General features: G+C 67.0%; 19 protein-coding genes. 6 read left to right on the top strand and 13 right to left on the bottom strand.

The window, feature by feature from the left end; translation table 11 throughout:
• Positions 1–8 precede the first annotated feature (8 nt).
• The 6 genes from JI664_RS19835 to JI664_RS19810 all read right to left on the bottom strand — a co-directional run bounded on the left by JI664_RS19835 (position 9) and on the right by JI664_RS19810 (position 6,574).
• On the bottom strand, positions 9–1,121 hold the full coding sequence (locus JI664_RS19835; RefSeq protein ID WP_207015511.1) for a DNA polymerase III subunit delta': 1,113 nt from the start codon (positions 1,119–1,121) through the stop codon (positions 9–11).
• Positions 1,118–1,768, bottom strand: coding sequence for a dTMP kinase (tmk, locus tag JI664_RS19830; RefSeq protein WP_207015510.1), 651 nt, complete (start codon positions 1,766–1,768; stop codon positions 1,118–1,120). The genes JI664_RS19835 and tmk overlap by 4 nt, the downstream gene beginning before the upstream one ends.
• Positions 1,765–2,916: a D-alanyl-D-alanine carboxypeptidase family protein gene (locus JI664_RS19825; protein ID WP_207015509.1), complete on the bottom strand. Its 1,152-nt coding sequence runs from the start codon at positions 2,914–2,916 to the stop codon at positions 1,765–1,767. The genes tmk and JI664_RS19825 overlap by 4 nt, the downstream gene beginning before the upstream one ends.
• Before the next feature lie 106 nt (positions 2,917–3,022).
• Positions 3,023–4,216, bottom strand: coding sequence for an SPOR domain-containing protein (locus tag JI664_RS19820; RefSeq protein ID WP_207015508.1), 1,194 nt, complete (start codon positions 4,214–4,216; stop codon positions 3,023–3,025).
• Between the two features lie 202 nt (positions 4,217–4,418).
• The gene (locus JI664_RS19815; RefSeq protein ID WP_207015507.1) at positions 4,419–6,077 is read right to left on the bottom strand and encodes an NAD+ synthase; all 1,659 of its coding nucleotides are present in this window, start codon (positions 6,075–6,077) and stop codon (positions 4,419–4,421) included.
• A gap of 146 nt (positions 6,078–6,223) precedes the next feature.
• On the bottom strand, positions 6,224–6,574 hold the full coding sequence (locus JI664_RS19810; protein WP_207015506.1) for a cupin domain-containing protein: 351 nt from the start codon (positions 6,572–6,574) through the stop codon (positions 6,224–6,226).
• Between the two features lie 150 nt (positions 6,575–6,724).
• On the opposite strand from JI664_RS19810, the gene JI664_RS19805 reads away from it, so the two are divergent.
• From JI664_RS19805 to JI664_RS19785, 5 genes are all read left to right on the top strand, one after another.
• The gene (locus JI664_RS19805) at positions 6,725–7,525 is read left to right on the top strand and encodes a crotonase/enoyl-CoA hydratase family protein (RefSeq protein ID WP_207015505.1); all 801 of its coding nucleotides are present in this window, start codon (positions 6,725–6,727) and stop codon (positions 7,523–7,525) included.
• A gap of 139 nt (positions 7,526–7,664) precedes the next feature.
• On the top strand, positions 7,665–9,551 hold the full coding sequence (locus tag JI664_RS19800; protein WP_207015504.1) for a sensor histidine kinase: 1,887 nt from the start codon (positions 7,665–7,667) through the stop codon (positions 9,549–9,551).
• 10 nt (positions 9,552–9,561) lie between these two features.
• Positions 9,562–10,917 (top strand): sigma-54-dependent transcriptional regulator, encoded by a 1,356-nt coding sequence (locus tag JI664_RS19795; RefSeq protein ID WP_207015503.1) that lies wholly within the window; start codon positions 9,562–9,564, stop codon positions 10,915–10,917.
• Positions 10,918–11,128: 211 nt separating this feature from the next.
• Complete coding sequence (locus tag JI664_RS19790) at positions 11,129–12,103, top strand: TAXI family TRAP transporter solute-binding subunit (protein ID WP_207015502.1); 975 nt, start codon at positions 11,129–11,131, stop codon at positions 12,101–12,103.
• A gap of 78 nt (positions 12,104–12,181) precedes the next feature.
• Complete coding sequence (locus tag JI664_RS19785) at positions 12,182–14,395, top strand: TRAP transporter permease (protein WP_207015501.1); 2,214 nt, start codon at positions 12,182–12,184, stop codon at positions 14,393–14,395.
• A gap of 254 nt (positions 14,396–14,649) precedes the next feature.
• Here JI664_RS19785 and JI664_RS19780 read toward each other — a convergent pair whose 3' ends face one another.
• The 3 genes from JI664_RS19780 to JI664_RS19770 form a co-directional block, all read right to left on the bottom strand.
• A complete protein-coding gene (locus tag JI664_RS19780; RefSeq protein ID WP_207015500.1) occupies positions 14,650–14,886 on the bottom strand; it encodes a GlsB/YeaQ/YmgE family stress response membrane protein in 237 nt (78 codons plus the stop codon).
• 1 nt (position 14,887) lies between these two features.
• A complete protein-coding gene (rlmN, locus tag JI664_RS19775) occupies positions 14,888–16,060 on the bottom strand; it encodes a 23S rRNA (adenine(2503)-C(2))-methyltransferase RlmN (protein WP_207015499.1) in 1,173 nt (390 codons plus the stop codon).
• Between the two features lie 101 nt (positions 16,061–16,161).
• Positions 16,162–16,692 (bottom strand): hypothetical protein, encoded by a 531-nt coding sequence (locus tag JI664_RS19770; RefSeq protein ID WP_286174200.1) that lies wholly within the window; start codon positions 16,690–16,692, stop codon positions 16,162–16,164.
• 203 nt (positions 16,693–16,895) lie between these two features.
• Here JI664_RS19770 and JI664_RS19765 point away from each other — a divergent pair, with 203 nt between their 5' ends.
• Complete coding sequence (locus JI664_RS19765; RefSeq protein WP_207015529.1) at positions 16,896–17,858, top strand: asparaginase; 963 nt, start codon at positions 16,896–16,898, stop codon at positions 17,856–17,858.
• 147 nt (positions 17,859–18,005) lie between these two features.
• Here the strand turns inward: JI664_RS19765 and JI664_RS19760 are convergent, their stop codons facing one another.
• The 4 genes from JI664_RS19760 to glmS all read right to left on the bottom strand — a co-directional run bounded on the left by JI664_RS19760 (position 18,006) and on the right by glmS (position 21,704).
• On the bottom strand, positions 18,006–18,695 hold the full coding sequence (locus JI664_RS19760) for a DNA alkylation repair protein (protein WP_207015498.1): 690 nt from the start codon (positions 18,693–18,695) through the stop codon (positions 18,006–18,008).
• Entirely contained in the window at positions 18,692–19,234 is a 543-nt protein-coding gene (locus JI664_RS19755; RefSeq protein WP_207015497.1) for a DUF3833 family protein, read from the bottom strand. Before JI664_RS19755 ends, JI664_RS19760 begins: the two co-directional genes overlap by 4 nt.
• Positions 19,235–19,313: 79 nt before the next feature.
• On the bottom strand, positions 19,314–19,856 hold the full coding sequence (locus JI664_RS19750) for a pyridoxamine 5'-phosphate oxidase family protein (RefSeq protein WP_207015496.1): 543 nt from the start codon (positions 19,854–19,856) through the stop codon (positions 19,314–19,316).
• A 30-nt stretch (positions 19,857–19,886) separates the two neighbouring features.
• Positions 19,887–21,704 carry a glutamine--fructose-6-phosphate transaminase (isomerizing) gene (gene glmS / locus JI664_RS19745; protein WP_207015495.1) on the bottom strand — a complete coding sequence of 606 codons (1,818 nt, stop codon included), beginning with the start codon at positions 21,702–21,704 and terminating at the stop codon, positions 19,887–19,889.
• Between the last annotated feature and the right edge of the window lie 3 nt (positions 21,705–21,707).

Raw genomic sequence — 21,707 nt, 5'->3', positions numbered from 1 at the left:
TTGGCAGTTCATCCATGCGCAGTCTGCGCTGCGGATTCAAGTCGCAGGAACATATCGAGCACCAGCGCGCCGGGGTCAAGGTTGACTGCCCGTCCGCCGCGCGCCCGCGCGCCCAGTTCGCCCGCCAGCTCGGCCCAGCGCCGCGCCGCACGCGTGTCGGGCGACAGCCGCTCGGCCAGACGCGCCTCGCCCGGCGCGGCCTCGATCAGGGGCTGCATCGTGGCGCCTGCGCGGGCCAGCCGGGCCAGCACAAGGTCGATCAGCCGCACCGTCAGATCGAAGCGCGGCTCGGCCTCGCGTCCCCCCAGAGAGTTGCACAATTTCAACACATCAGGGCGCGACAGGCGCGGAAGTTCAGACAGAATTCCGACAATTTCCGCATAAAGCGCCAGACCGCCGCCATTTGCTACCCGCAGCGCCTCGCCCACCGAACCGCCCGACAATTCGGCCAGAGCTGCGGCGGCGTCGCTGTCACCGGGCTCGCCGGTCGCCTGTTCCAGCGCGCGCGCCATGTCATCGGCGCCAAGGGGCACCAACCGCAATTCCCGGCAGCGCGAGCGGATCGTCGGCAACAGCCGCGAAGGCTGATGCGAGATCAGGATCAGGACCGCGCCCGCGGGTGGCTCTTCCAGCAGCTTCAACAGCGCATTCGCGGCGTTGGGGTTCATCTCGTCGGCGCTGTCCACGATCACCACGCGCCGCCCGCCCTCGGTCGAGGACAGGCCGAAGAAGTCGCGCAGCTTGCGAACCTCGTCGACGGTGATCTGCGTTTTCAGCTTGCCGGATTTTTCATCCGCGATGCGGCGGATTGACAGCAGGCCCGATTCGGACCCGGCGGCGATGCGGTGCGCGACCGGGTGGTCGGGGTCGATATCCAGCGTCTCGGGCGCGCCGAACAGACCGCCGCCCGATTCAGTTGCCAGAAGGAATTTTGCCATCCGCCATGCCAGCGTCGCCTTGCCGACACCGCGCGGGCCGGTCAGCAGCCAGCCGTGATGCAGACGGTCCTGCGCGAAGGCATCGAGAAAGGCCTGCTCGGCGCGCTCTTGCCCGAACAGCCGCGCGGTTTCACGCGGATGCGGAGCGCCGGCGATGCGGTCGGCTTCGGGCGCCTCGCTCATGCCAGCGCCTGCTCTACCGTCGCGCGGATCTCGCCCGCGACCGCGTCCATCGCGCGCGCGCCGTCGATCACCCGGAAGCGCTGTGCGAATTCATCGGCCAGCGACAGGAAGCCCGCGCGCATCTTCTGCTGCAATTCCACGCCGAAATCCTCGAAGCGCTCCTCGGTCCCGCGCCGCCCCTTGGCGCGCGACAGGCCGATCTCGGGCTGCATGTCGATCAGGATCGTCAGATCCGGTTCGCGCCCGATCATCAGCGCGTGCAACTGGTCGACAATCGACCGCAGATCGCCGCGCGACAGCCCCTGATACATCCGCGTGCTGTCTGCGAACCGGTCGCAGATCACTACCTTGCCCGCCTGAAGCGCGGGCAGGATCGTGCGTTCCAGATGGTCGCGGCGCGCGGCGGTGAAGAGCAAAATCTCGGTTTCCGCCGACCAGCGGTCGGGATTCCCCTCAAGCACAAGGCGGCGAATTTCCTCGGCGCCCGGCGAGCCGCCGGGTTCGCGCGTCAGGATCACATCGCGCCCGGCATCGCGCAAGGCCTCGGCCAGCAGCCGGGCCTGCGTCGACTTGCCCGATCCGTCGATCCCCTCGAAGGTGATGAAGAGACCGCGCCCCGACGGCCCCGACGCCGCTGCCCCGGTCACGGGGTGACCAGCCCCAGCTGACCGCCCAGCACCATGGCCGCAGTCCGCAGACGCGGCACGATCCCGCCTTCAGGGACCGACGCCCCGGCCACCAGCGGCAGGGTGAAGGGTTCGGGAAGACCCGGCACTTCGATGATCAGTTGTCCGACCTGTGCCCCGGCCTCGACCGGCGCGGCGATCGGGCCTTCATATTCCACGCGCGCCTGCGGCTCGCCCTGACTGATGGCGGGCATCAGGATCGACAGATCCTGCGCCGCTACCATCGGCACGCTGTCCTGCGCGCCCATCCAGACCTCGGCCACCGCGACCTCCTGCCCTTGGTCCAGAACGTCGCGCTCGACGAACTGACGGAAGGTCCAGGTGATGATGCGCTCTGCCTCTTCCACGCGCTCGACCGTCGAGTTGAGCCCCGAGAAGACAAAGATCACCCGGCGGTCGCCCTGATGGGCCGAGCCGACCAGCGAATACCCGGCTTCCTCGGTATGGCCGGTCTTGAAGCCGTCCATGCCCACGCCCGCCGACAGAAGCGGCACGCGGTTGGGCTGGGTGATGTCGTTCCAGGTGAAATCGACCTCGCCCAGATAGTGATACAGATCGGGATGCTCGGTGATGATGTAATTGGCCAGCACAGCCAGATCGTGCAGGCTCATGCGGTGGCGCGGATCGGGCCAGCCCGAGGCATTGGCGATGGTCGTCTGCGTCATGCCGATCGACTCGGCCCAGTCCTGCGCCATCTGCGCGAAGGCATCTTCCGAGCCGCCCAGCCCTTCGGCGATCACCACCGCCGCGTCGTTGCCCGACACCACGGCCAGGCCCCGGATCAGGTCTTCGGTCGTCGGACGGTCGCGGGTTTCCAGAAACATCGACGAGCCGCCCATGTTATGCGCGCGCTCGGACACGTTCCACGTCGTGTCCATGCTTACCCGGCCCTCGGAAATGGCGTCATAGAGCATCGCCAGCGTCACAAGCTTGGACATCGACGCGGGCGGCAGGGGAATATCGGCATTCTGCTGCGCCAGCACCTGCCCCGAGCCGACATCGAGGATGTAATAATTCGGCGCACGGCCGCCATAAGGCGACTGGGCAAGGCTGGCCGTGGCGCTGACCACGACAAGAGCGCAGGCAATGAGCAGGCGCTTCAGGGGCATGGATGTCTCCTTCTGGCGGGTTCCGGCGGGCAGGACGCACGGGGACAGACGACCGCCCCGTTCGCGCGCCACATTAGCGCCAATTCATGACGGGTTTCAAATCCGCTCAGCGCACAACTGCGTAAGCATCGGCAAAGCCCATCTCGCGGACCCGCGACAGGAAGGCTGCGCGCTCGGACGTGGTCGCAGCCGGCCCGACGACGACGCGCCAGAACTGGTTGTCGCCCGCGGCCCCGCGGCGGATCTCGGAATTCAGCCCGGCGGCCAGCATCGAGGCGCGCGCGTTGATCGCATTTTGCTCGACACTGAAGATGCCGATCTGCACATAGGGCCGGTCAATGCGCGGCGCGGGCTGCGTCACCTGCGCGGGCAGTGGCGCTGTTCCGGTCGCGTGCAGGGGCGCGGTCGCGGCGGCATCCTGCGCATCGCCCAGTTCGGGCAGCGCGACATCGGCTGTCTGGGGTTCAGGGTCGCGGCCCCGCAAGCGGTCAAGGAACGAGCGGCGGCGCGGTTCGGGTTCGACGGCGGCCACCGGAGCGGAGGGCGCGGCCGCAGCAGGCGCATCGAGCGCGCTTTGCGCGATCGGCGCGTCTGCGGGCGCCGCTTCCGGTTCGTCGCGGCCAAACAGGCGGCTGAGGAAGCTGCGGCGCTCGGGTTCAGGTGCCGCGACGCTGGTGATCTGCACCTGCCCTTCCGGCGCCCCCTCGGGTGCGGCGGCCCCGGATTGAGATCCGGCACTGGTCCCGGCATCCGCCGTGGCGACCGGCGCGATGGCCAGCGTTTCGGTCGCTGCGGTTGCGGTTTCGGGCTGCGGCGCGGGGTCGATCTCCATCTCGACGCGCTGCAGCCGCAGGGCCGTCACCTCGATCTCGGTGGGCGCACCGGCAAGGATGCCCAGCGCGCCAGCGGCCTCGGACGAGACCTGAAAACGCGGGCCGGGATTGTCGCGTTCGCGCCGGAACAGCGCGCCGATCACCGACTCGCCGGTTTCGGAATTGCGGATCAGCACCCGCTCGGGGTCCTGCGCGGTCGGATGCGCAACCCAGACACCGCCCAGCGAGGGGCGGCCGTCCCATAACCCGTTTTCCTGCACCTGGAAGACTTCGGGCGCCTCGACATCGCGCTCGATCACCCGTTCGCCCGGCCCTTGCGTGGATTGCGGCGCGCTCATCAATGTCGGCGTGCCCTCGGTCCCCTGCGAGGTCTGGCAACCGCCCAGCGCCAGCAGCGTGGCCACCGGCACCGCGGTCAGGGCGGGTCCGAAACCCCGTCGCGGAAAAGCGATCGAAACCTTGTTCATCAAACTGCCCTCGTGCCCCGCATGTCGCGCGCTCCACCGGCGCCGCTGTCGGCCAGATGCACGCCTGCACACGTCATTCGCCCGTCCAGCGGGCTTGTTTTTTCGCAAGAATAGCGACAACCCGCCGTCAAGGAAAGCATTTTGCCGCACGCGGGAACAGGCACGGCATCAACATGCCGAGACCGGGCGCCGGGTCACCCGCTCAGGACGGATCGCGCCAACGGTTCACCATCGGGTAGCGCCGGTCCAGATAGAAGCTGCGCGTGGTCAGCCGCGCGCCGGGCGCCGACTGATAGCGTTTCCACTCGCTGATATAGAGCAGCCGCTCGATCTTGCGCACCGTGTCGCGGTCATGGCCCTCGGCCACGAGCGTCTCGATCGAGGCCTCGCGATCCACCAGCCCTTCAAGGATCGAATCGAGCACCGGATAGGGCGGCAGGCTGTCTTCGTCCTTCTGGTCCTCGCGCAGTTCCGCCGAGGGCGGCTTGTCGATGACGCGGGGCGGGATCACCTCGCCCGCGGGGGCCAGCATCCAGTCGCGGTGATTGAGATTGCGCCAGCGGCAGGTCTCGAAAACACGGGTCTTGTAGAGATCCTTGATCGGGTTATAGCCGCCATTCATATCGCCGTAGATCGTCGCATAACCGACCGCGACCTCGGATTTGTTGCCCGTTGTCAGCAGCATCGCGCCGGTCTTGTTCGAGATCGCCATCAACAGCACGCCGCGCAGGCGCGACTGGATGTTTTCCTCGGTCACGTCGGGCGCGTAGCCCTCGAAGACCGGCGCCAGCGCCTCGGTCACCGCCGCGCGCGGCGCGCTGATCGACACCGTGTCCAGCTTGGTGCCCAGCCGCCGCGCCACATCCGCCGCGTCTTCCAGCGAATGGGCCGAGGTATATTCCGAGGGCAGCATCACGCAATGCACGTTCTGCGGGCCCAGCGCGTCCGCGGCGATGGTCGCAACCAGCGCCGAATCGATCCCGCCCGACAGGCCCAGCAGCACTTTGGAAAAGCCCGACTTGAGGAGATAATCGCGCGTGCCGGTCACCATCGCGTGGTAGTCGCGCTCCCAATCGTCGGGCAGCGGCGTTTTCTCGCCCGGCGTCGCGCGCCAGCCGTCCTCCGTCTCGGTGAAATCGACATGCTCGATCCGGTCGACGAAACCCGGCATCAGATGCGTCAGATGCCCGCCGGGATTCAGCACGAAGGACGTCCCGTCGAAGACCTGATCGTCCTGCCCGCCCACCATGTTCAGATAGACCAGCGGCAACCCCGTCTCGACCACCCGCTGCACCATAAGCCCCATCCGGGTATCATGGCGCGCGCGCGAATAGGGCGAGCCGTTGGGCACCAGCAGGATCTCGGCCCCGCTTTCGGCCTGCGCCTCGGCCACGTCCTCGTGCCATGCGTCCTCGCAAATGGGCGTGCCGATGCGCAACGGCCCGACGCGGTAGGGCCCCGAGATATCGGCGGGCGTGAACAGTCGTTTCTCGTCGAAGACCAGATCGTTGGGCAGGTGATGTTTCTTCACTACCGCCGCGATGCGCCCGCCTTCCAGCACGAAATACACGTTGTAAAGCTCGCCGCCCTCGATCAGCGGCCCGCCGATGCCGATCGCCGGTCCGTCCGCGCAGTCAGCCGCCAACGCTTCGACCGCCTCCTTCGCCGCCCGCGCGAAGGCGGGCTTCATCACCAGATCCTGCGTCTGATAGCCGGTGATGAACATCTCGGGAAAGGCGACCATATCGGCGCCCGCATCGCGCGCCTGCGCCCAAGCCGCACGCGCCTGCGCGGCATTGTCGGCAAGCGCGCCCACAACGGGGTTGAGCTGGGCGAGGGTCAGGCGAAAGGTCTGGGTCATCGGCTATCCGTGCTTCGGGCCGTCTTTCGGGCACGCGCGATACATAGCAGCCCCAGCGCCAAGGGAAAGCCCGCAGCCGCGCGCCTTGCCCAACCCCCTTCATTCTGCCCCAAATACTCATCCGCCTCCGCCACGGGCGTGACGCTTCAGGTCTGGATCACGTAATCCTTCAGCATCGTCTCGGTCACTTCCCACACACCCGACAGGCCGGGGCGGATCACCACGCTGTCGCCCGCGCGCATTTCGATCACCGTGCCATCGTCGCAGGTCAGAACCGAGCGACCGGAATGCACCCGGATATATTCCCATTCCTCATAGGCGAAGCGCCACGCGCCGGGGGTGGATTGCCACATGCCGCAATAAAGCCCGTCGCGGTCTTCGAAATCCCAGCTCGTATGAACCGGATCGCCCGAAACCACCTTGTCGGGATCGGGACGGCTGACGACGGGTTCGACCCCGTCTGTGCTCAGGTAATAGGCAAGCTCTGGATCGGACATGGCAGGGTCTCCGGGGGCGCCGGGACCGTCCGGGCGCGCGATTGTCGCCATCGAGAATGCCGTCACGTCGCGCAGCGCGCAAGACGCCGCGTCGCGGCTGGCGCCCGGGCGCGGGCCCGCCTAACGTGGCGGCAATTACGGAGGAATATCATGCGCTCACTCGACGATCTGGACCTGACCTTCACCACGCTCGAGGTCGATGACGACGGCATCGCCACGCTGACCCTGAACCGCCCCGAAAAGCGCAACGCGCTCAACGCGGCGACGGTGGACGAGTTGATCGACATCTTCAGTGTCGTGCCCCGCGCGGGCGTGCGCGCGGTGGTGCTGAAAGCGGCGGGGACGCATTTCTGCGCCGGTCTGGACCTGGTCGAGCACCATACCGAGGACCGCCGCCCCGAGGACTTCATGCATGTCTGCCTGCGCTGGCACGAAGCCTTCAACAAGATGGAATATGGCGGCGTGCCGATCATCGCCGCGCTCAAGGGCGCTGTGGTCGGCGGCGGGCTGGAACTGGCCTCGTCGGCGCATATCCGGGTGGCCGATGCCAGCACCTATTTCGCCCTGCCCGAGGGCCAGCGCGGCCTGTTCACCGGCGGCGGCGCAACGATCCGGGTGGCCGATCTGGTCGGCAAGGCGCGGATGATCGACATGATGCTGACGGGCCGCGTCTATCAGGGCGACGAGGCAATCCAGCTGGGCCTTGCGCAATATCTCGTCGAGGACAGCGAAGCCAAGGCCTACGAGCTTGCCCGCGCGGCGGCCTCGAACCCGCCGCTGTCGAATTTCGCGATCTGCTCGGCGATCAGCCATATGCAGAACATGTCAGGGCTCGACGCGGCCTATGCCGAGGCAGTGGTGGCGGGCATCGTCAACACCCAGCCCGCCAGCCGTGGCCGTCTGGCGGCCTTTGCCGACAAATCGGCAGCCCGGGTGCGCCCCAACGAGTGACACGCGCCTTGCAGGCGGGCATTGTGCAAGCGCAGGCTTTGCCCGCCGGACATGGATGCCGGACATCGATGCCCGTCATGGATATCGGTCATGGATATCGGGTCTTTGGCGCGCCCGGCCCGCATGGTAAGAGCCGGGCATGAGCGACGCGCCCTTCACCTCGCTGGAAACTCGCCTGCAACGCCCGCATCTTCGCGGGCGGCGCGCGATGTGGCTCGCGCTTGGCATGGCGGCGCTGGTCATCGCGACGGGTCTCGGCAGTTTCGCCTATCAGCGTCTCTACCGCACCGCCTTGGAGGAGCTGACCGATCAGGGCCGCAGCACGCTGAGGCTGGCGGTCGGGGCCCTGAACGGCGAGTTGCGGCGTTATGACCGGCTGCCCGCGCTTTTGGCGCAGCAGGAGGTGATCCATGACCTTCTGGGCCGCCCTCAGGACCGCGAGCAGGTCGAGGCGGCGAATACCTATCTCGCTACCACGGCGCGGATGATGGAGACATCCGACATCTATGTGATGGATCTGGGCGGCACGACGCTGGCCGCATCGAACTACGCGCAGCCCTTCAGTTTCGTCGGCGGGAATTTCGCCTTCCGGCCCTATTTCCTCGATGCGCTCGGCTACGGTCAGGGGCGGTTCTACGGCCTTGGCACGACCTCGCAGGTGCGCGGCTATTATTTCGGCGCGCCGGTCCTCATGGATGACGAACCGACGGGCGTGCTGGCGATCAAGATCGACCTGCACCCGATCGAGGAAAGCTGGCGCGGCTCGGGCACCGAGGTTCTGGTCACCGACCCGCAGGGCATCGTCTTCATGTCCACCACGCCCGCCTGGACCTTTGGCGCCACCCTGCCGCTGACGCCCGAACGGCTGGCCCGCACCCGCGCGACGCGGCGCTATGCCGACCGTCCGCTGGCGGAACTGCCGATCCGCGCGATGACCGGCCCCGATGGCGGGCCGCTCTGGCGCATGACCCGCGACGATGGCAGCACCGAGTACCGCGTGATCCGCGAAGAGATGCCCGATGCGGGCTGGACCGTTCAGGTGCTGGTCGATACCGCGCCCGCGCGCCAGCAGGCGCTGACGCGGCTGGCGCTGGGGGCTTTGCTGGCGGGGTTCGCGATGCTGGCGCTGGTGATCGTCTGGCAGCGCCGCGCCGCGCTGCGCGAACGGCTGGCGCTGCAGGACGCGGCGCAGGCGCAGCTTGAACGCCGGGTGGTCGAACGCACCGCCGAACTGGCCGCCGTCAACAACCAACTGGCCGAGGAAGTGGCCGAGCGCACCGCCACCGAAGAGCGGCTGCGCGCCACGCAGGCCGATCTGGTACAGGCGGGCAAGCTGGCCGCTCTGGGGCAGATGTCGGCGGCGCTGAGCCACGAATTCAACCAGCCGCTGGGCGCCGCGCAGAACTATGCCGAGAACGCGCAGGCCTATATCGCGCGCGGTCGCGTCGACGAGGCTGCATCGAATATCGACCGCATTCTGGGATTGGTGGCCCGGATGAGCGAATTGTCCAAACACCTGCGCAATTTCGCCCGCAAGCCCAATGCCCAGCTTTCCGATGTCCCGCTGGCCGAGGCGGTCGACGCGGTGCGCGAGATTCTCGGCTGGCGGCTGCGCGGCCAGAACATCGATCTGCGCATCGACATTCCGCCGCTGGTGGTGCGCGCGGGGCCGGTGCGGTTGCAGCAGGTGCTGGTCAATATCCTGTCCAATGCCATCGACGCGCTGGAAGACCGCGAGGCACGCGTGATCTCGCTGTCGGCCCGCGCGGCGGGCGGCGACGCGGTGCTGACCATCGCCGATAGCGGGCCGGGTGTCGCGCCGCAGCTTGTCGAGCGGATCTTCGATCCGTTCTTCTCGACCAAGGGCGTGGGCAAGGGGCTGGGGCTGGGTCTTTCGATCAGCTACAACATCGTACACGATTTCGGCGGCAAGCTGTCGGTGAGCAACGCGCCGGGTGGCGGCGCCGTGTTCACGCTGACCCTGCCTCTGGCCCGCGCATCGGTCCCCGCCCCCACCCCCGCATGAGCAAGACGCGATGAGCAAGGGACGTATTCTTCTGGTCGATGACGACCCCGACCTGCGGCTCTCGACCGCGCAGGCGCTGGACCTTGCGGGGTTCGACGTCACCGATACCGACCAGCCCGAGGACGTGCCCGCCCTGATCTCGTTCGGGTTCAACGGCATCGTCGTGACCGACATCCGCATGCCCCGTCTCGACGGGATCAGTCTGATGAACCAGATCCACGCCATCGACCGCGAGGTGCCCGTGATCCTGATCACCGGGCATTCCGACGTGCAGCTTGCGGTACGGGCGATGCGCGAAGGGGCGCATGACTTTATCGAGAAGCCGTTTTCGGGCACCCAGCTGGCCGAGACCTGCGCGCGGGCGCTCGATTACCGGCGGCTGGTTCTGGAAAACCGGGTGCTGCGCGCCGCCGCCGGGCAGAAGGACGATCTGGAACAGCGGCTGGTCGGGCGCTCGAACGTGATGATCGACCTGCGCCGCCGCGTCCGCACGATCGGTCCGGCGGAAACCGATGTGCTGATCACCGGCGATACCGGCACCGGCAAGGAAGTCGTCGCACGCGCCCTGCATGACCTGTCGCAACGCGCGGCGCGTCCCTTCATCGCCATCGACTGCGCCGCCCTGCCCGAGGCACAGATCGAATCCGAATTGTTCGGCCACGAGCCGGGCGCCTTTCCCGGCGCGATGCGCACCCGCTATGGCCGGTTCGAACATGCGCGCGGCGGCACCGTGCTGCTGGACGACATCGGCTCGATGCCGCTTGCGGTGCAGGGCCGCCTGCTGCGGGTCATTCAGGAGCGCACGATCCAGCCGCTTGGCTCGAACGAGACGCGGCCTGTCGATATCCGTTTCATCGCCACCTCGCGCACGCCGCTCGACGAAGAGGTCGCCGAGGGCCGGTTTCGCGCCGATCTGTTCTACCGCCTCGCCGTGGTCAGCCTGACAGTCTTGCCGCTCGCCGCGCGGCGCGAGGATATTCCGCTGCTCTTCACCCGGCTTCTGGCCGAGGCCGCCGGTCGCCACCGGATCGAACCGGTCACGCCGCCGCCCGCGATGGTCGAGGCGGTCGTGGCGCGCGACTGGCCGGGCAATGTGCGCGAATTGCGCAACGCCGCCGAACGCGTCGCGCTGGGGCTGGGGATCGAGGCCCCGGCGGAACCGGGCGAGACGCAGGATGCCTCGCTTCACGCGGGAAAACTGTCGGACCGCGTCGCCGCTTTCGAAAAAGCCGAGATCGAGCGCGCGCTGATGGCGTCGGGCGGCGCGCTGAAACCGGTCTACGAATCCCTCGGCCTGTCGCGCAAAACGCTTTATGAAAAGATGCAGAAGCTGGGCATCGACAAGGCGCATTACACCGAGACCTGAGCGCCGATTGGGCGGGATTCCACCCACGCCCCGCCCCGATGGGTAGGATTCCACCCAACACCGCCCTCCCTGCCCGCGTTTTTTCGCGCCGCCTGCTCTCGTCTTCTTGATCGGAGACCGGGCGCACCGCCTCATGCACCTCGCATCCCATGCTGTGCGAGGACACGGCCGGGACTTGCCTCAAAACGCACTTGTCCATGGGAGGACCCACATGCGTCTGTTCAATCTCGCTGCGATGGCTTCGGCCGCGCTGATCGCCACCACGCCCGCCATCGCGCAGGACCGTGACGGCTGGCCCGCCTCGATGACCATCGGCACCGCCAGCCAGGGTGGCACCTACTTCGTCTATGGTAACGGCCTTGCCAGCTTCATCGGCGAAGAACTCGGCATCAATGCCTCGGGCGAAGTCACCGGCGGCCCGGTGCAGAACGCCACGCTGGTGCAGATGGGCGACCACGCCGTCGGCCTCGTGACCATGGGCCCGGCCTATGAAGCCTGGACCGGCGTGTCGGAACTGGCCCCCGGGCTTGAGCATTCGGATCTGCGCGCGCTGTTCCCGATGTACATGACCCCGTTCCAGGTCATCACGCTGGCCGATTCGGGCATCACCTCGGTGTCGGATCTCGACGGTCGCCGCGTGTCCTTCGGCCCCGCCGGCGGCACCTCGGGCACCTATTGGCCGCGCTTCTTCGACACGCTGGGTATCTCGGGCACCGTGTCCAATGCCGGCGCCTCGGACGCCGTGGGCCAGTTGAAAGACGGCCTGATCGATGCCTTCGCCTTCGCTGCAGGCGTGCCGATCTCGGCCTTCTCTCAGCTGTCGGCCGAAGCCGACGTGGTCATGTTCGGCTTCACCGAAGACGAACTGGCGACGATCCTCGAAGCGCATCCCGCCGTGTCGGAACTGACCATCCCCGCCGGCACCTATACCGGCCATGATTACGACCAGCTGACCGGCGCGATGTGGAACTTTGCCATCGCCAATGCCTCGATGCCCGACAGCCTGGCCTACGAGATCACCAAGCTGGTGATGGAAAACAACGACCGCATGATGGAAATCCACCGCGCGGCGTCGGAAACCGTTCTGGAGAACGTCGGCAACAACACCTTCCTGCCGTTCCACCCGGGCGCCGTGCGCTACTACGAAGAACAGGGGATCGAGATCCCCGAGAACCTGCGCGGCTGATACTCCGGTACAGCGATAACGGGCCGGGGCGTGCACAGGATGCGCCCCGGCCTTTTCAGAAGGGGCGGAGGGGATCCCATGTCTGCAAACAATCTCGCGGCGACGGCTGCCGAAACCGAGACCATCGCCGACGGCGTCGATGAAGAGGTCGTGGCGTCGAACCAGCGCGTTTTCACCGGCAAGCTCGGCCTGGCCATGGCGGCTTTGTGCGTGTTCTACACCGCGTTCCATATCGGTGTGATGAACGGTGTCCATGACCGGATCAGCGACCTGCTCGGCCTGCCGTCCATCGACCTGACCGAACCGTGGCGCTACCGGCTTCTGCATGTCGGCGGCGGCCTGTTTCTGGGCTTCATCCTTTATGCCGCCCGCACCTTGCCCGACGATGCGGCCACGCGCAAACTCAGCCCGGCCGAACTGCTTCTCGACATCGTGTCGGCGGTTCTGCTGATCGGCGCGGGCGCGCAGCTCGTGGCGATGTGGGTGACCGGCAATCTCGTGACGACCGGCGCCTCGGGGGATCTGTATCTCTATACCTTCGGCTACCCGCTGGCGGCGGGCACGGCTCTGGCGCTGGTATCGGCGTGGATTGCCCCCCGGCGCAACCGCGACGTGTTGTCTTGGGCCGATGTGCTACTGGCAATCAGCGCCTCCATCGTCGCGGCCTATATCATCAGCCATGCCGATTTCCTGCGCATGCGCGCTCAGGTCTTCCCGCATCCCAACGATATGTGGGCCTCGATCACCGGTATCGCGCTGATCCTCGAACTCACGCGCCGCCTTGCGGGCATGGCGCTGGTGCTGATCGTCGCGGTGTTCATCGGCTACGGCTTCCTCGGCCCCTGGCTGCCGGGCGTTCTGTTCCACAACGGCTATGCGCCGGCGCGGTTCTTCGCCTTCATCTATACCGATAACGGCATCCTCGGCCCGACCACGGCGATCTCGTCGACCTATATCATCCTGTTCATCGCGTTTGCCGCCTTCCTGCAGGCGTCGCGCGTGGGCGAGTATTTCGTCAACTTCGCCTTCGCCGCCGCCGGTTCGCAGCGCGGCGGCCCGGCCAAGGTGGCGGTCTTCGCCTCGGGCCTGATGGGCATGATCAACGGTACCTCGGCGGGCAACGTGGTGGCCACCGGCTCGCTCACCATCCCGCTGATGAAAAAGGTGGGCTACCAGCCCCGCACCGCCGCCTCGGTCGAGGCCGCGGCCTCGACCGGCGGCCAGATCATGCCGCCGATCATGGGTGCGGGGGCCTTCATCATGGCCGAGGTCACGGGCATCCCCTATCAGGACATCGCCATCGCGGCCCTGATCCCGGCGATCCTGTATTTCGTGTCGATCCTGTTCATGGTCGACAAGGAAGCGCTCAAGCTCGGCATGAAGGGCCTGCCGCGTAGCGAGCTGCCCTCGCTGCCGCTGATGATGCGCCGGATCTTCCTGTTCATCCCGATCGTGATCCTGATCGGCGCGCTGTTCATGGGCTATTCGGTGATCCGCGCCGGTACGCTGGCCATGGGCGCCGCCGCCGTGGTGAGCTGGTTCACCCCGCAGAAGATGCTGATCAAGGAAATCCTCTGGGGGCTCGAGATCGCCGCGCGCATGGCGCTGCAGATGGTCGCCGTCTGCGCCGCGGCGGGCATCATCGTCGGTGTCATCGCGTTGACCGGCGTGGGCACGCGCTTCTCGTCGCTGCTGCTCGATCTCGCCGGGCAATCGCAGCTCATCGCCATGGCCTTCGCCATGCTGGTGGCGATCATCCTCGGCATGGGCATGCCCACCACGGCTGCCTATGCCGTCGCCGCCGCGGTGATCGCGCCGGGCCTGATCCGCATGGGCGTCGACCCGCTGACCGCGCATTTCTTCATCTTCTACTACGCGGTGATCTCGGCCATCACGCCGCCCGTGGCGCTGGCCGCCTATGCGGGCGCGGCGATTGCGCAATCGGACCCGATGCGCACCTCGGTCGAAAGCTTCAAGTTCGGCCTCGCGGCGTTCGTCGTGCCCTTCATGTTCTTCTATTCGTCCGAAATGCTGATGCAGGGCGAATGGCTGGACATCCTGCATGTCTTCGTCTCGGCGCTGTTCGGCATCTACATGATGGCCTCGGCGGTGCAGGGCTGGATGTGGGGCCGGCTGAACCCCGCGCTGCGGGTCCTGACGCTGGTCGGCGCGCTCGGCATGATCGCCGGCGGCTGGATGTCCGACCTTGGTGGTCTCGCCATCGCGGTGATCGTGATCGGCATCCAGCGCGGGTTCCTCAACAGCCGCAACGTCGCACGCGGCGTCGATTGAGGCCTCGCCGCCCGACCAAGACCCCTAACCACGAACGGGCGCCCCGCAACGGGCGCCCGTTTGGCTGCCGGGCCCGCGCCCGCTCATCTTTGATCCCCAAATATCCTCGGGGGTGAGGCGCGCAGCGCCGAGGGGGCAGACAGCCCCCTGCTACCGCGCCGCCGAAGGCGGCGCGCCGGTCGCGCGAAGAGCGGATGCCGCAGGCAGCCGGGACGAGGGCGAAACCCCTCCCCCGCGTCGATTGTCTCGGGAAATCAGCGCCGTATCTGTTGCCAAATCCAGATCAGCGCCATCGAGGCCAGAACCGCCAGAACGAAGGTCACGGCCCAGCCGCCCACCGTCACCAACAGCCGCAGCCCCACCCCGCCCAGGATCGCCCCGATCACGCCCAGCACGACGGCCGTCGGCATGTCGACATTGGCCCCCATCAGCCGCGTGGCCAGCACGCCCGCCGCGGCACCGATGACGATCAGGACCAGAAGCGGGGCCATCTTATTGTCCGGCTTCCGCGGCGATCTCGGCGCGGCTCTTGCGCCCCCGCTCGGTCGCGGATTTCAGCTGACCGCAGGCGGCCATGATATCCTCGCCGCGCGGCGTGCGGATGGGCGAGGCATAGCCCGCCTTGAAGATGATGTCGGCAAAGGCCTCGATCCGCTCCCAGTCCGAGCGTTCATAGGGGGCGCCGGGCCATTCGTTGAACGGGATGAGGTTGATCTTCGCCGGGATGCCACGGATCAGCTTCACCAGCCGCCGCGCATCCTCGTCGCTGTCATTGACGTCCTTGAGCATTACGTATTCGAAGGTGATGCGCTCGGAATTGGACAGCCGAGGGTAATCGCGCAGTGCGCCCAGCAGCGTCTCGATATTCCATTTCTTGTTCACCGGCACCAGCTTGTCGCGCACCGCATCGGTGGTGGCGTGAAAGCTGATCGCCAGAAGGCAGCCGATTTCCTCGGCGGTGCGGGCGATTTCCGGCACGATACCGCTGGTCGACAGCGTGATCCGTCGCCGCGACAGCGAGATCCCCTCGCCATCCATGACGATCTTCATCGCGTCGCGCACATTGTCGAAATTATAGAGCGGCTCGCCCATCCCCATCAGCACGACATTGGAAATTAGCCGCTCTTCGGGCTTGGGCTGGCCGGGTTCGGGCCATTCGCCCAGATCGTCGCGCGCCACCATGATCTGTCCGACGATCTCGGCGGGCGTCAGGTTGCGCACCAGCTTTTGCGTGCCGGTATGGCAGAACGAACAGGTCAGCGTGCAGCCGACCTGGCTGGAAATGCACAGGGTGCCGCGCCCCTCTTCGGGGATATAGACCGCTTCGACCTCGTGCCCGCCATCAATCCGCAACAGGTATTTGCGGGTGCCGTCAGCCGAAACCTGCCGGGTGACGACCTCGGGCAGTTTGATCTGAAAGGTCCGGTCCAGAAAGGCGCGGTAATTCTTGGACAGGTTGGTCATCGTCGTGAATTCGCGCGCGCCCCAGTAATAGAGCCACTGCCAGACCTGCCCCTCCCGCATCTTCGCCTGTTTCTCGGGTGTGCCATGCGCGATCAGCGCCGCGCGCAGTTGCTCGCGGGTCATGCCGATCAGGTTGGGCGTCTCGCCCTCCTGCGCCTTGCGGGGGATGGTCAGGACGTCTTGCGTGATGGGGGCAGTCATGCGCGTCTCCGTCTGGGCTGCGCGAAAGGCAAGCGTAGCATATAGGAAAAAGCCGCCGGGCTGAACAGCCCGGCGGCCTGAAATCTTCGCCGCGACGCGCGTTATTCCGCGCAGCGGCTCTGAGCTTCCTCGGTCGCGGCGGTGATGCCGAACAGCGAGAAATGGTCTTCGGTCCGGGTTCCGCGCGTCGAGCGCGCCACCAGCACCGCGTCCTGCCCCGCCCGGAACGAGTTGAGGATGCGCGCATCCTCTTCCGGCGACGCGGCCCAAGCCCATTCACCATCGGTGATCAGCTGGTAGGTGTCGGTGCCGACCGTGACCTCGACGGTCGATTCGGGCGCGAACGGATACCCGCCCGTGAACGACACTTCGGGCGCGCCGCTCTGGCCCTGCCGGAAGGTCGCGAACAACAGGATATCGCCCCGCCGCACGCTCACGGCACGCCCGTCACGCGTGTTGATGGTTTCCTGCGGGGCCGATACGGCCCAGCATTCGCGCGGCGTCCCGTCGACGAACACGCTCCACGCGGTTTCCACCGCGACCCGGTTGGTCGAATCCTGCGCCTGCGCGGGGATCGCTGCCATGAGCGCCATGACCGCGCCCGCCGCGCCGAATTTGATCGATGCTGCCATCTGCCTTTCGTGCCTCCAGCGTGTGTCTGTTCCCCTCGCGTCCGGGCCTTGTCGCACAAGGCTTTCATATGGCGCAACAGGGGTTTGACCGGTAGTGTGTGTATTACCGTGAATTTCGGGGGGGGAGGAACCCCTGTTGGCGGAATATTGCGCAACTGTGAAGGAGGCCCGGCGTGGGTGACGTGGGTTCGGGCGCCATCCCGATGATTGAAGTCTGGCGAGGCGACATTCTGGAAGGGCTCCATTGCGGGCATGCGGTGATCTGCGATGCCGGTGGCGTCGTCGAAGCCTGGGGCGATCCCGGCGCGGTGATCTATCCGCGCTCGTCATGCAAGATGGTGCAGGCCTTGCCGCTTCTGGACACGGGCGCGGGGCGCGCGCTGCCGCAAAAGCGGCTGGCGCTGGCCTGCGCCTCACATCAGGGCGCGGCGATCCACACGCACGAGGTCGCGGCATGGCTCGCCGATCTGGGGCTTTCCGAAAGCGACCTGCGCTGCGGCGTGCAGATCCCCGACGACATTCCCGAACGCGACCGGCTGATCTGCACCGGCGATTCCGCCTGCCAGTTGCACAATAACTGCTCGGGCAAACATGCGGGCTTTCTGATGCTCAACCAGCATCTGGGCGGCGGACCCGATTACGTCGAAGCCGACCACCCGGTGCAGAAAGCGGTGAAAGAGGCTTTCGAGGACGTCACCGGCGAAGACAGCCCCGGCTACGGTATCGACGGCTGTTCGGCCCCCAACTTCGCCACCACGCTGGCCGGTCTGGGCCGCGCCATGGCACGCTTTGCCACCGCCACCGAAAGCGACGCGCGCGGCCGGGCGATGGTTGCCCTGCGCGAGGCGATGGTCGCCCATCCTGAAATGGTCGCGGGCGCGACGCGCGCCTGCACCGAGCTCATGCAGGTGATGGACGGCGTGGCGATCAAGACCGGCGCCGAGGCGGTCTTCGTGGCGATCCTTCCGGCGCAGGGACTGGGCGTCGCGCTCAAGATCGTCGATGGCGGCACCCGCGCCTCGGAAGCGGCGATCACCGCGCTCCTGTCGCGCTTGGGCGTCCTGGACCCGGCCCATCCGATGGCGCAGAAACGCCTCGGCGCGCCGATGCTCAACCGCCGCGACATCCCGGTGGGCGGCTTGCGTCTGGCCAAAGGCTTCTGCTGAGTACCGGCGCAGAGTAAAAGGGAGCACGCTTCCCCTTTCACTCTGCCGAAAATACTCCCGCGACGCCGGATGCGCGCGCGCCCTCCGCCGCAGGGTGGGGCGGCCCGGCCAAGCGGGGTGGGCGGGCGGGAGCGTGGCCGGGCCGTCCTACCCTTCCAATATCCGCAGCGCTTCCTTGCGCGCGAAGGGCTTCAGCCGGTCGCCATGCTCGGCCATCCATGCCACGACGCGTTCGCCATCATGCTTGGACAGATCGCGCAGCCACCAGGCCACCGCCTTCTGGATAAACCAGTCGCGATCCTCGGCATAGCCCACCGCCCAGCCCAGCACACGCTCACGCGCCTCGGCATCGGCGGGTTTGAGGTTGTTGAGCCGCGCCCAGGGCAGCGTCATCACCAGCGCGGCGCGGCGGGTCCACATGTTGTCATGGTTGGTCCAGGCCTCGAGCTGATCGAGCCGCGACGGGTCCGCCGCCAGCCGCCGCGCCCCTGCCGACGAGGCATGATCGGCCACCGCCCAACCCTCGAACCCTTCGGCCCAGTGCGCGATCAGCGCCCAGGCCTCGGCATCCGGTCTCATCCGCGCCTGCGTCAGCAGTTTCGCCGCCGCGACCATTGCCTCGTGGATATTCGTCTCCCACAACGCCGCGGCCAGTGCCACGCGATCCTCGACGCTGGCGCCCTCGCGCCATATCTTGACCAGATCATCCACCTGTGGGTTCGACAGGCCCAGATAGCCCCGGTCGATCTTGTGATAGGCGCGCATTTCCCCGGCGCGGGCGGGATCAGCCTGCGCGTTCAGCGCGGCCATGGCATCGTCGATTGTGGTCTGTGTCATTCCCGGGTCATCTCGAAGCGCACGCGGCCGACGGGAAGACCCCAGCGCCGCACGATCGCCTCGTTGATAACCTTTCCGTCCGGTGCGCGATAGATCACGTCCGAGAATGCCAGCCGCGTCACGCCGTCGGGCGTCTCGAAATCGGCGGTGTAATCCATGCGGATCGTGTCGCCCTGTTCGACCACCTCGGCCACGCCTACGGTATCCTCGCGCCGCCCGGTCCAGCGCCCCGGCCCGGCGCGCTCGAAAACCCAGGTCAGCCGCCCCTCCTGCCCGTCATCATAGACGAAGTCCTCAGCCACGATCAGCCGGTCGCCATCCAGACGACCGTGCAAACGAGCCGAGAAGCGCCGCTGCGAGCCGGTGAGATCGACCTCGAACACGCCGCGCCCGCGGACCTCGCCGACAAAGACCTCGTCTAGCGTGATCGAACCAGCGGGCGTGGTCGATGCCTCGGGCCGTCGGGCGCAGGCGGCCGGCACAAAGGTAAGCCCGAAGGCAGAAACGGCGAGCAGCATCTGGCGACGGGACAGCGACATGGGACCTCCGGAATGCGTTATCCAACGGATACGCGCGGGCGCGGCGACCGGATCAACCTATGCGCGGATCAGGCGTCGGTCAGTCAAGAATCCCGGTCGCGAAACCGTCCAGCGTGGTGCGGTTCTTTTCGTCCCAATAGGCCTCGACGCCGTCGGGTCCCTTGGTTTCGGCCCAGTGTCGCAGCGTGTCGCGGGGGCCCTGATGCTCAAAGAACGGCACCGCGTAGCCGCACGAGGTCTGCACCATCTCGACCGTCATGTCGTAGATCTGCCGCGCACCGGGGATCGGCTCGAACAGCGCATACAGCGATGCCCAATCCGCATCGCGCGGATGGATGGCACGCGCCGTTCCATAAGCGCGCAGGATCATCGGCCGACGGTCGAAAGAGCACCACATCACCGTCATGCGCGGGGCAAGTTGCAGATGCCCCGCCGTCTCGTTCCCCGAGCCCGTAACATTGAGCCAGACCACCCGGTTCGGCCCCGTCACGCGCAGGCTGTCCATTCCTTTGGGAGAGATATTCACCCGCCCCCCGGGCGCGGCGGTGCCCACGAAGAACATATTCTGCGCGGCGATGATGCGCAGGTGATCGTCCTCGAACGCGGCGAATTGCTTGGCCATGGCTCCCCCCTTGCGGCAATGAAGGGCAGCTTATTCCACCGTCACCGATTTCGCCAGATTGCGCGGCTGGTCCACATCGGTGCCGCGTGCCAGCGCGGTGTGATAGGCCAGCATCTGCGCCGGGATCGCGTAGACGATGGGGGCGATCAGGTCCGAGACGCTGGGCATCGCCAGCGTCGCCCAGACCTTGCCCGCCTCCTCAAGGCCCGCGCGGTCCGAGATCAGCACCACCTTGCCCTGCCGCGCCATGACTTCCTGCATGTTCGAGACGGTCTTGTCATAAAGCGCGTCGCGCGGGGCCAGCACGATCACCGGCAGCGTCTCGTCGATCAGCGCGATGGGGCCGTGTTTCAGCTCTCCCGAGGCATAGCCTTCGGCATGGATATAGCTCAGCTCCTTGAGCTTGAGCGCGCCTTCCAGCGCCAGCGGGTACATCACGCCGCGGCCCAGAAACAGCACGTCCTGCGCGGCCGAGATCTTGTGCGCCAGCGCCTCGATCTCGGGCTCGCGGTCAAGCGCCTGCGCCAGCGTGCCGGGCAGCACCTTGAGCTCGGCCAGCTTCGCGGCCAGCCCCGCATCGTCAAGCCGCCCGCGATCATGCGCAGCCTTCAGCGCCAGCAACAGCAGCACCAGCAATTGCGCGGTGAAGCCCTTGGTCGAGGCCACGCTGATCTCGGGCCCGGCAAGGATCGGCAGCGCGACATCGGTCTCGCGCGCGATGGACGAGGTCGCCACGTTGACCACGCCCAGCGTGAAGGCCAGCTTGCCATCCACATGGCGCAGCGCGGCCAGCGTGTCGGCGGTCTCGCCCGATTGGCTGACGAAGATGCCCACACCCTTGTCGCTGAGCACCGGCTCGCGGTAGCGGAATTCGCTGGCGATATCGATGTCGCAGGGCAGGCCCGCGATCTGTTCGAACCAGTATTTCGCCACTTGCGTCGCGTAGTGACCGGTCCCGCAGGCGACCATCGTCACCCGGTCGCACTGGCTGAAGTCGACCTCGGGCGGGAAGGCCAGCGCGTTGCCGTCGCGGGTCAGGTGATGGGTCAGCCCGGCGCCCAGAACCGAGGGCTGCTCGGCGATTTCCTTGGCCATGAAATGCTTGTGCCCGGCCTTGTCGACGCGGGTCTGCTCAAGCTGGATCTTCGCCACAGAGCGGTTCACCCGCTGGCCGTCATGGTCGTAGAAGGTCGCGCCTTCGCGCGTGACGACGACCCAGTCGCCCTCTTCAAGATAGGTGATGCGGTCGGTCATCGGCGCCAGCGCGATCGCGTCCGAGCCGAGGAACATCTCGCCCTCGCCCCAGCCCACGGCCAGCGGCGAGCCCTTGCGCGCGCCGATCATCAGGTTGTCCTGCCCGTCGAACAGGAAGGCCAGCGCAAAGGCCCCTTCCAGCCGGGTCAGGGTCGCGCCGACCGCCTGTTGCGGATCCATGCCCTGATCCATGTGATGGCGCGTGAGCTGTGCGATCACCTCGGTATCGGTGTCGCTTTCGCGGGCGATCCCGGCGGCGGCGAGTTCCTCGCGCAGCGGGCGGAAATTCTCGATGATGCCGTTATGAACCACCGCAACCGGCCCCGAGCGATGAGGATGCGCGTTCGTCACATTGGGTTCGCCATGCGTGGCCCAGCGGGTATGGCCGATCCCCGCCCGGCCCGGCAGCGCGTCGTGCACCATCAGATCCGACAGGTTCACCAGTTTGCCCACCGCGCGGCGGCGATCCAGCTTGCCCGCATTCACCGTGGCAATGCCCGCGCTGTCATAGCCGCGATACTCCAGCCGCTTGAGGCTTTCCAGAATCAGGGGCGCGACCTCGTGCGATCCCAGCACACCGACAATTCCGCACATCGC

This window comes from Rhodobacter sp. NTK016B (assembly GCF_017303295.1).
In the GTDB taxonomy this organism is placed as follows: domain Bacteria; phylum Pseudomonadota; class Alphaproteobacteria; order Rhodobacterales; family Rhodobacteraceae; genus Pararhodobacter.
The sequence above is the reverse complement of the archived record's forward strand: the minus strand, read 5'-3'. Positions and strand labels throughout refer to the sequence as shown.

What these genes read in the sequence shown, in the direction of transcription:
- JI664_RS19820 (WP_207015508.1), bottom strand. Translation starts at nt 4,216, where the DNA reads ATGAACAAGGTTTCGATCGCTTTTCCGCGACGGGGTTTCGGACCCGCC.
- JI664_RS19835 (WP_207015511.1), bottom strand. Translation starts at nt 1,121, where the DNA reads ATGAGCGAGGCGCCCGAAGCCGACCGCATCGCCGGCGCTCCGCATCCG.
- JI664_RS19790 (WP_207015502.1), top strand. Translation starts at nt 11,129, where the DNA reads ATGCGTCTGTTCAATCTCGCTGCGATGGCTTCGGCCGCGCTGATCGCC.
- JI664_RS19795 (WP_207015503.1), top strand. Translation starts at nt 9,562, where the DNA reads ATGAGCAAGGGACGTATTCTTCTGGTCGATGACGACCCCGACCTGCGG.
- JI664_RS19825 (WP_207015509.1), bottom strand. Translation starts at nt 2,916, where the DNA reads ATGCCCCTGAAGCGCCTGCTCATTGCCTGCGCTCTTGTCGTGGTCAGC.
- JI664_RS19800 (WP_207015504.1), top strand. Translation starts at nt 7,665, where the DNA reads ATGAGCGACGCGCCCTTCACCTCGCTGGAAACTCGCCTGCAACGCCCG.
- JI664_RS19755 (WP_207015497.1), bottom strand. Translation starts at nt 19,234, where the DNA reads ATGTCGCTGTCCCGTCGCCAGATGCTGCTCGCCGTTTCTGCCTTCGGG.
- JI664_RS19770 (WP_286174200.1), bottom strand. Translation starts at nt 16,692, where the DNA reads ATGGCAGCATCGATCAAATTCGGCGCGGCGGGCGCGGTCATGGCGCTC.
- JI664_RS19780 (WP_207015500.1), bottom strand. Translation starts at nt 14,886, where the DNA reads ATGGCCCCGCTTCTGGTCCTGATCGTCATCGGTGCCGCGGCGGGCGTG.
- JI664_RS19750 (WP_207015496.1), bottom strand. Translation starts at nt 19,856, where the DNA reads ATGGCCAAGCAATTCGCCGCGTTCGAGGACGATCACCTGCGCATCATC.
- glmS (WP_207015495.1), bottom strand. Translation starts at nt 21,704, where the DNA reads ATGTGCGGAATTGTCGGTGTGCTGGGATCGCACGAGGTCGCGCCCCTG.
- JI664_RS19765 (WP_207015529.1), top strand. Translation starts at nt 16,896, where the DNA reads ATGATTGAAGTCTGGCGAGGCGACATTCTGGAAGGGCTCCATTGCGGG.
- JI664_RS19815 (WP_207015507.1), bottom strand. Translation starts at nt 6,077, where the DNA reads ATGACCCAGACCTTTCGCCTGACCCTCGCCCAGCTCAACCCCGTTGTG.
- JI664_RS19810 (WP_207015506.1), bottom strand. Translation starts at nt 6,574, where the DNA reads ATGTCCGATCCAGAGCTTGCCTATTACCTGAGCACAGACGGGGTCGAA.
- rlmN (WP_207015499.1), bottom strand. Translation starts at nt 16,060, where the DNA reads ATGACTGCCCCCATCACGCAAGACGTCCTGACCATCCCCCGCAAGGCG.
- JI664_RS19785 (WP_207015501.1), top strand. Translation starts at nt 12,182, where the DNA reads ATGTCTGCAAACAATCTCGCGGCGACGGCTGCCGAAACCGAGACCATC.
- JI664_RS19760 (WP_207015498.1), bottom strand. Translation starts at nt 18,695, where the DNA reads ATGACACAGACCACAATCGACGATGCCATGGCCGCGCTGAACGCGCAG.
- JI664_RS19805 (WP_207015505.1), top strand. Translation starts at nt 6,725, where the DNA reads ATGCGCTCACTCGACGATCTGGACCTGACCTTCACCACGCTCGAGGTC.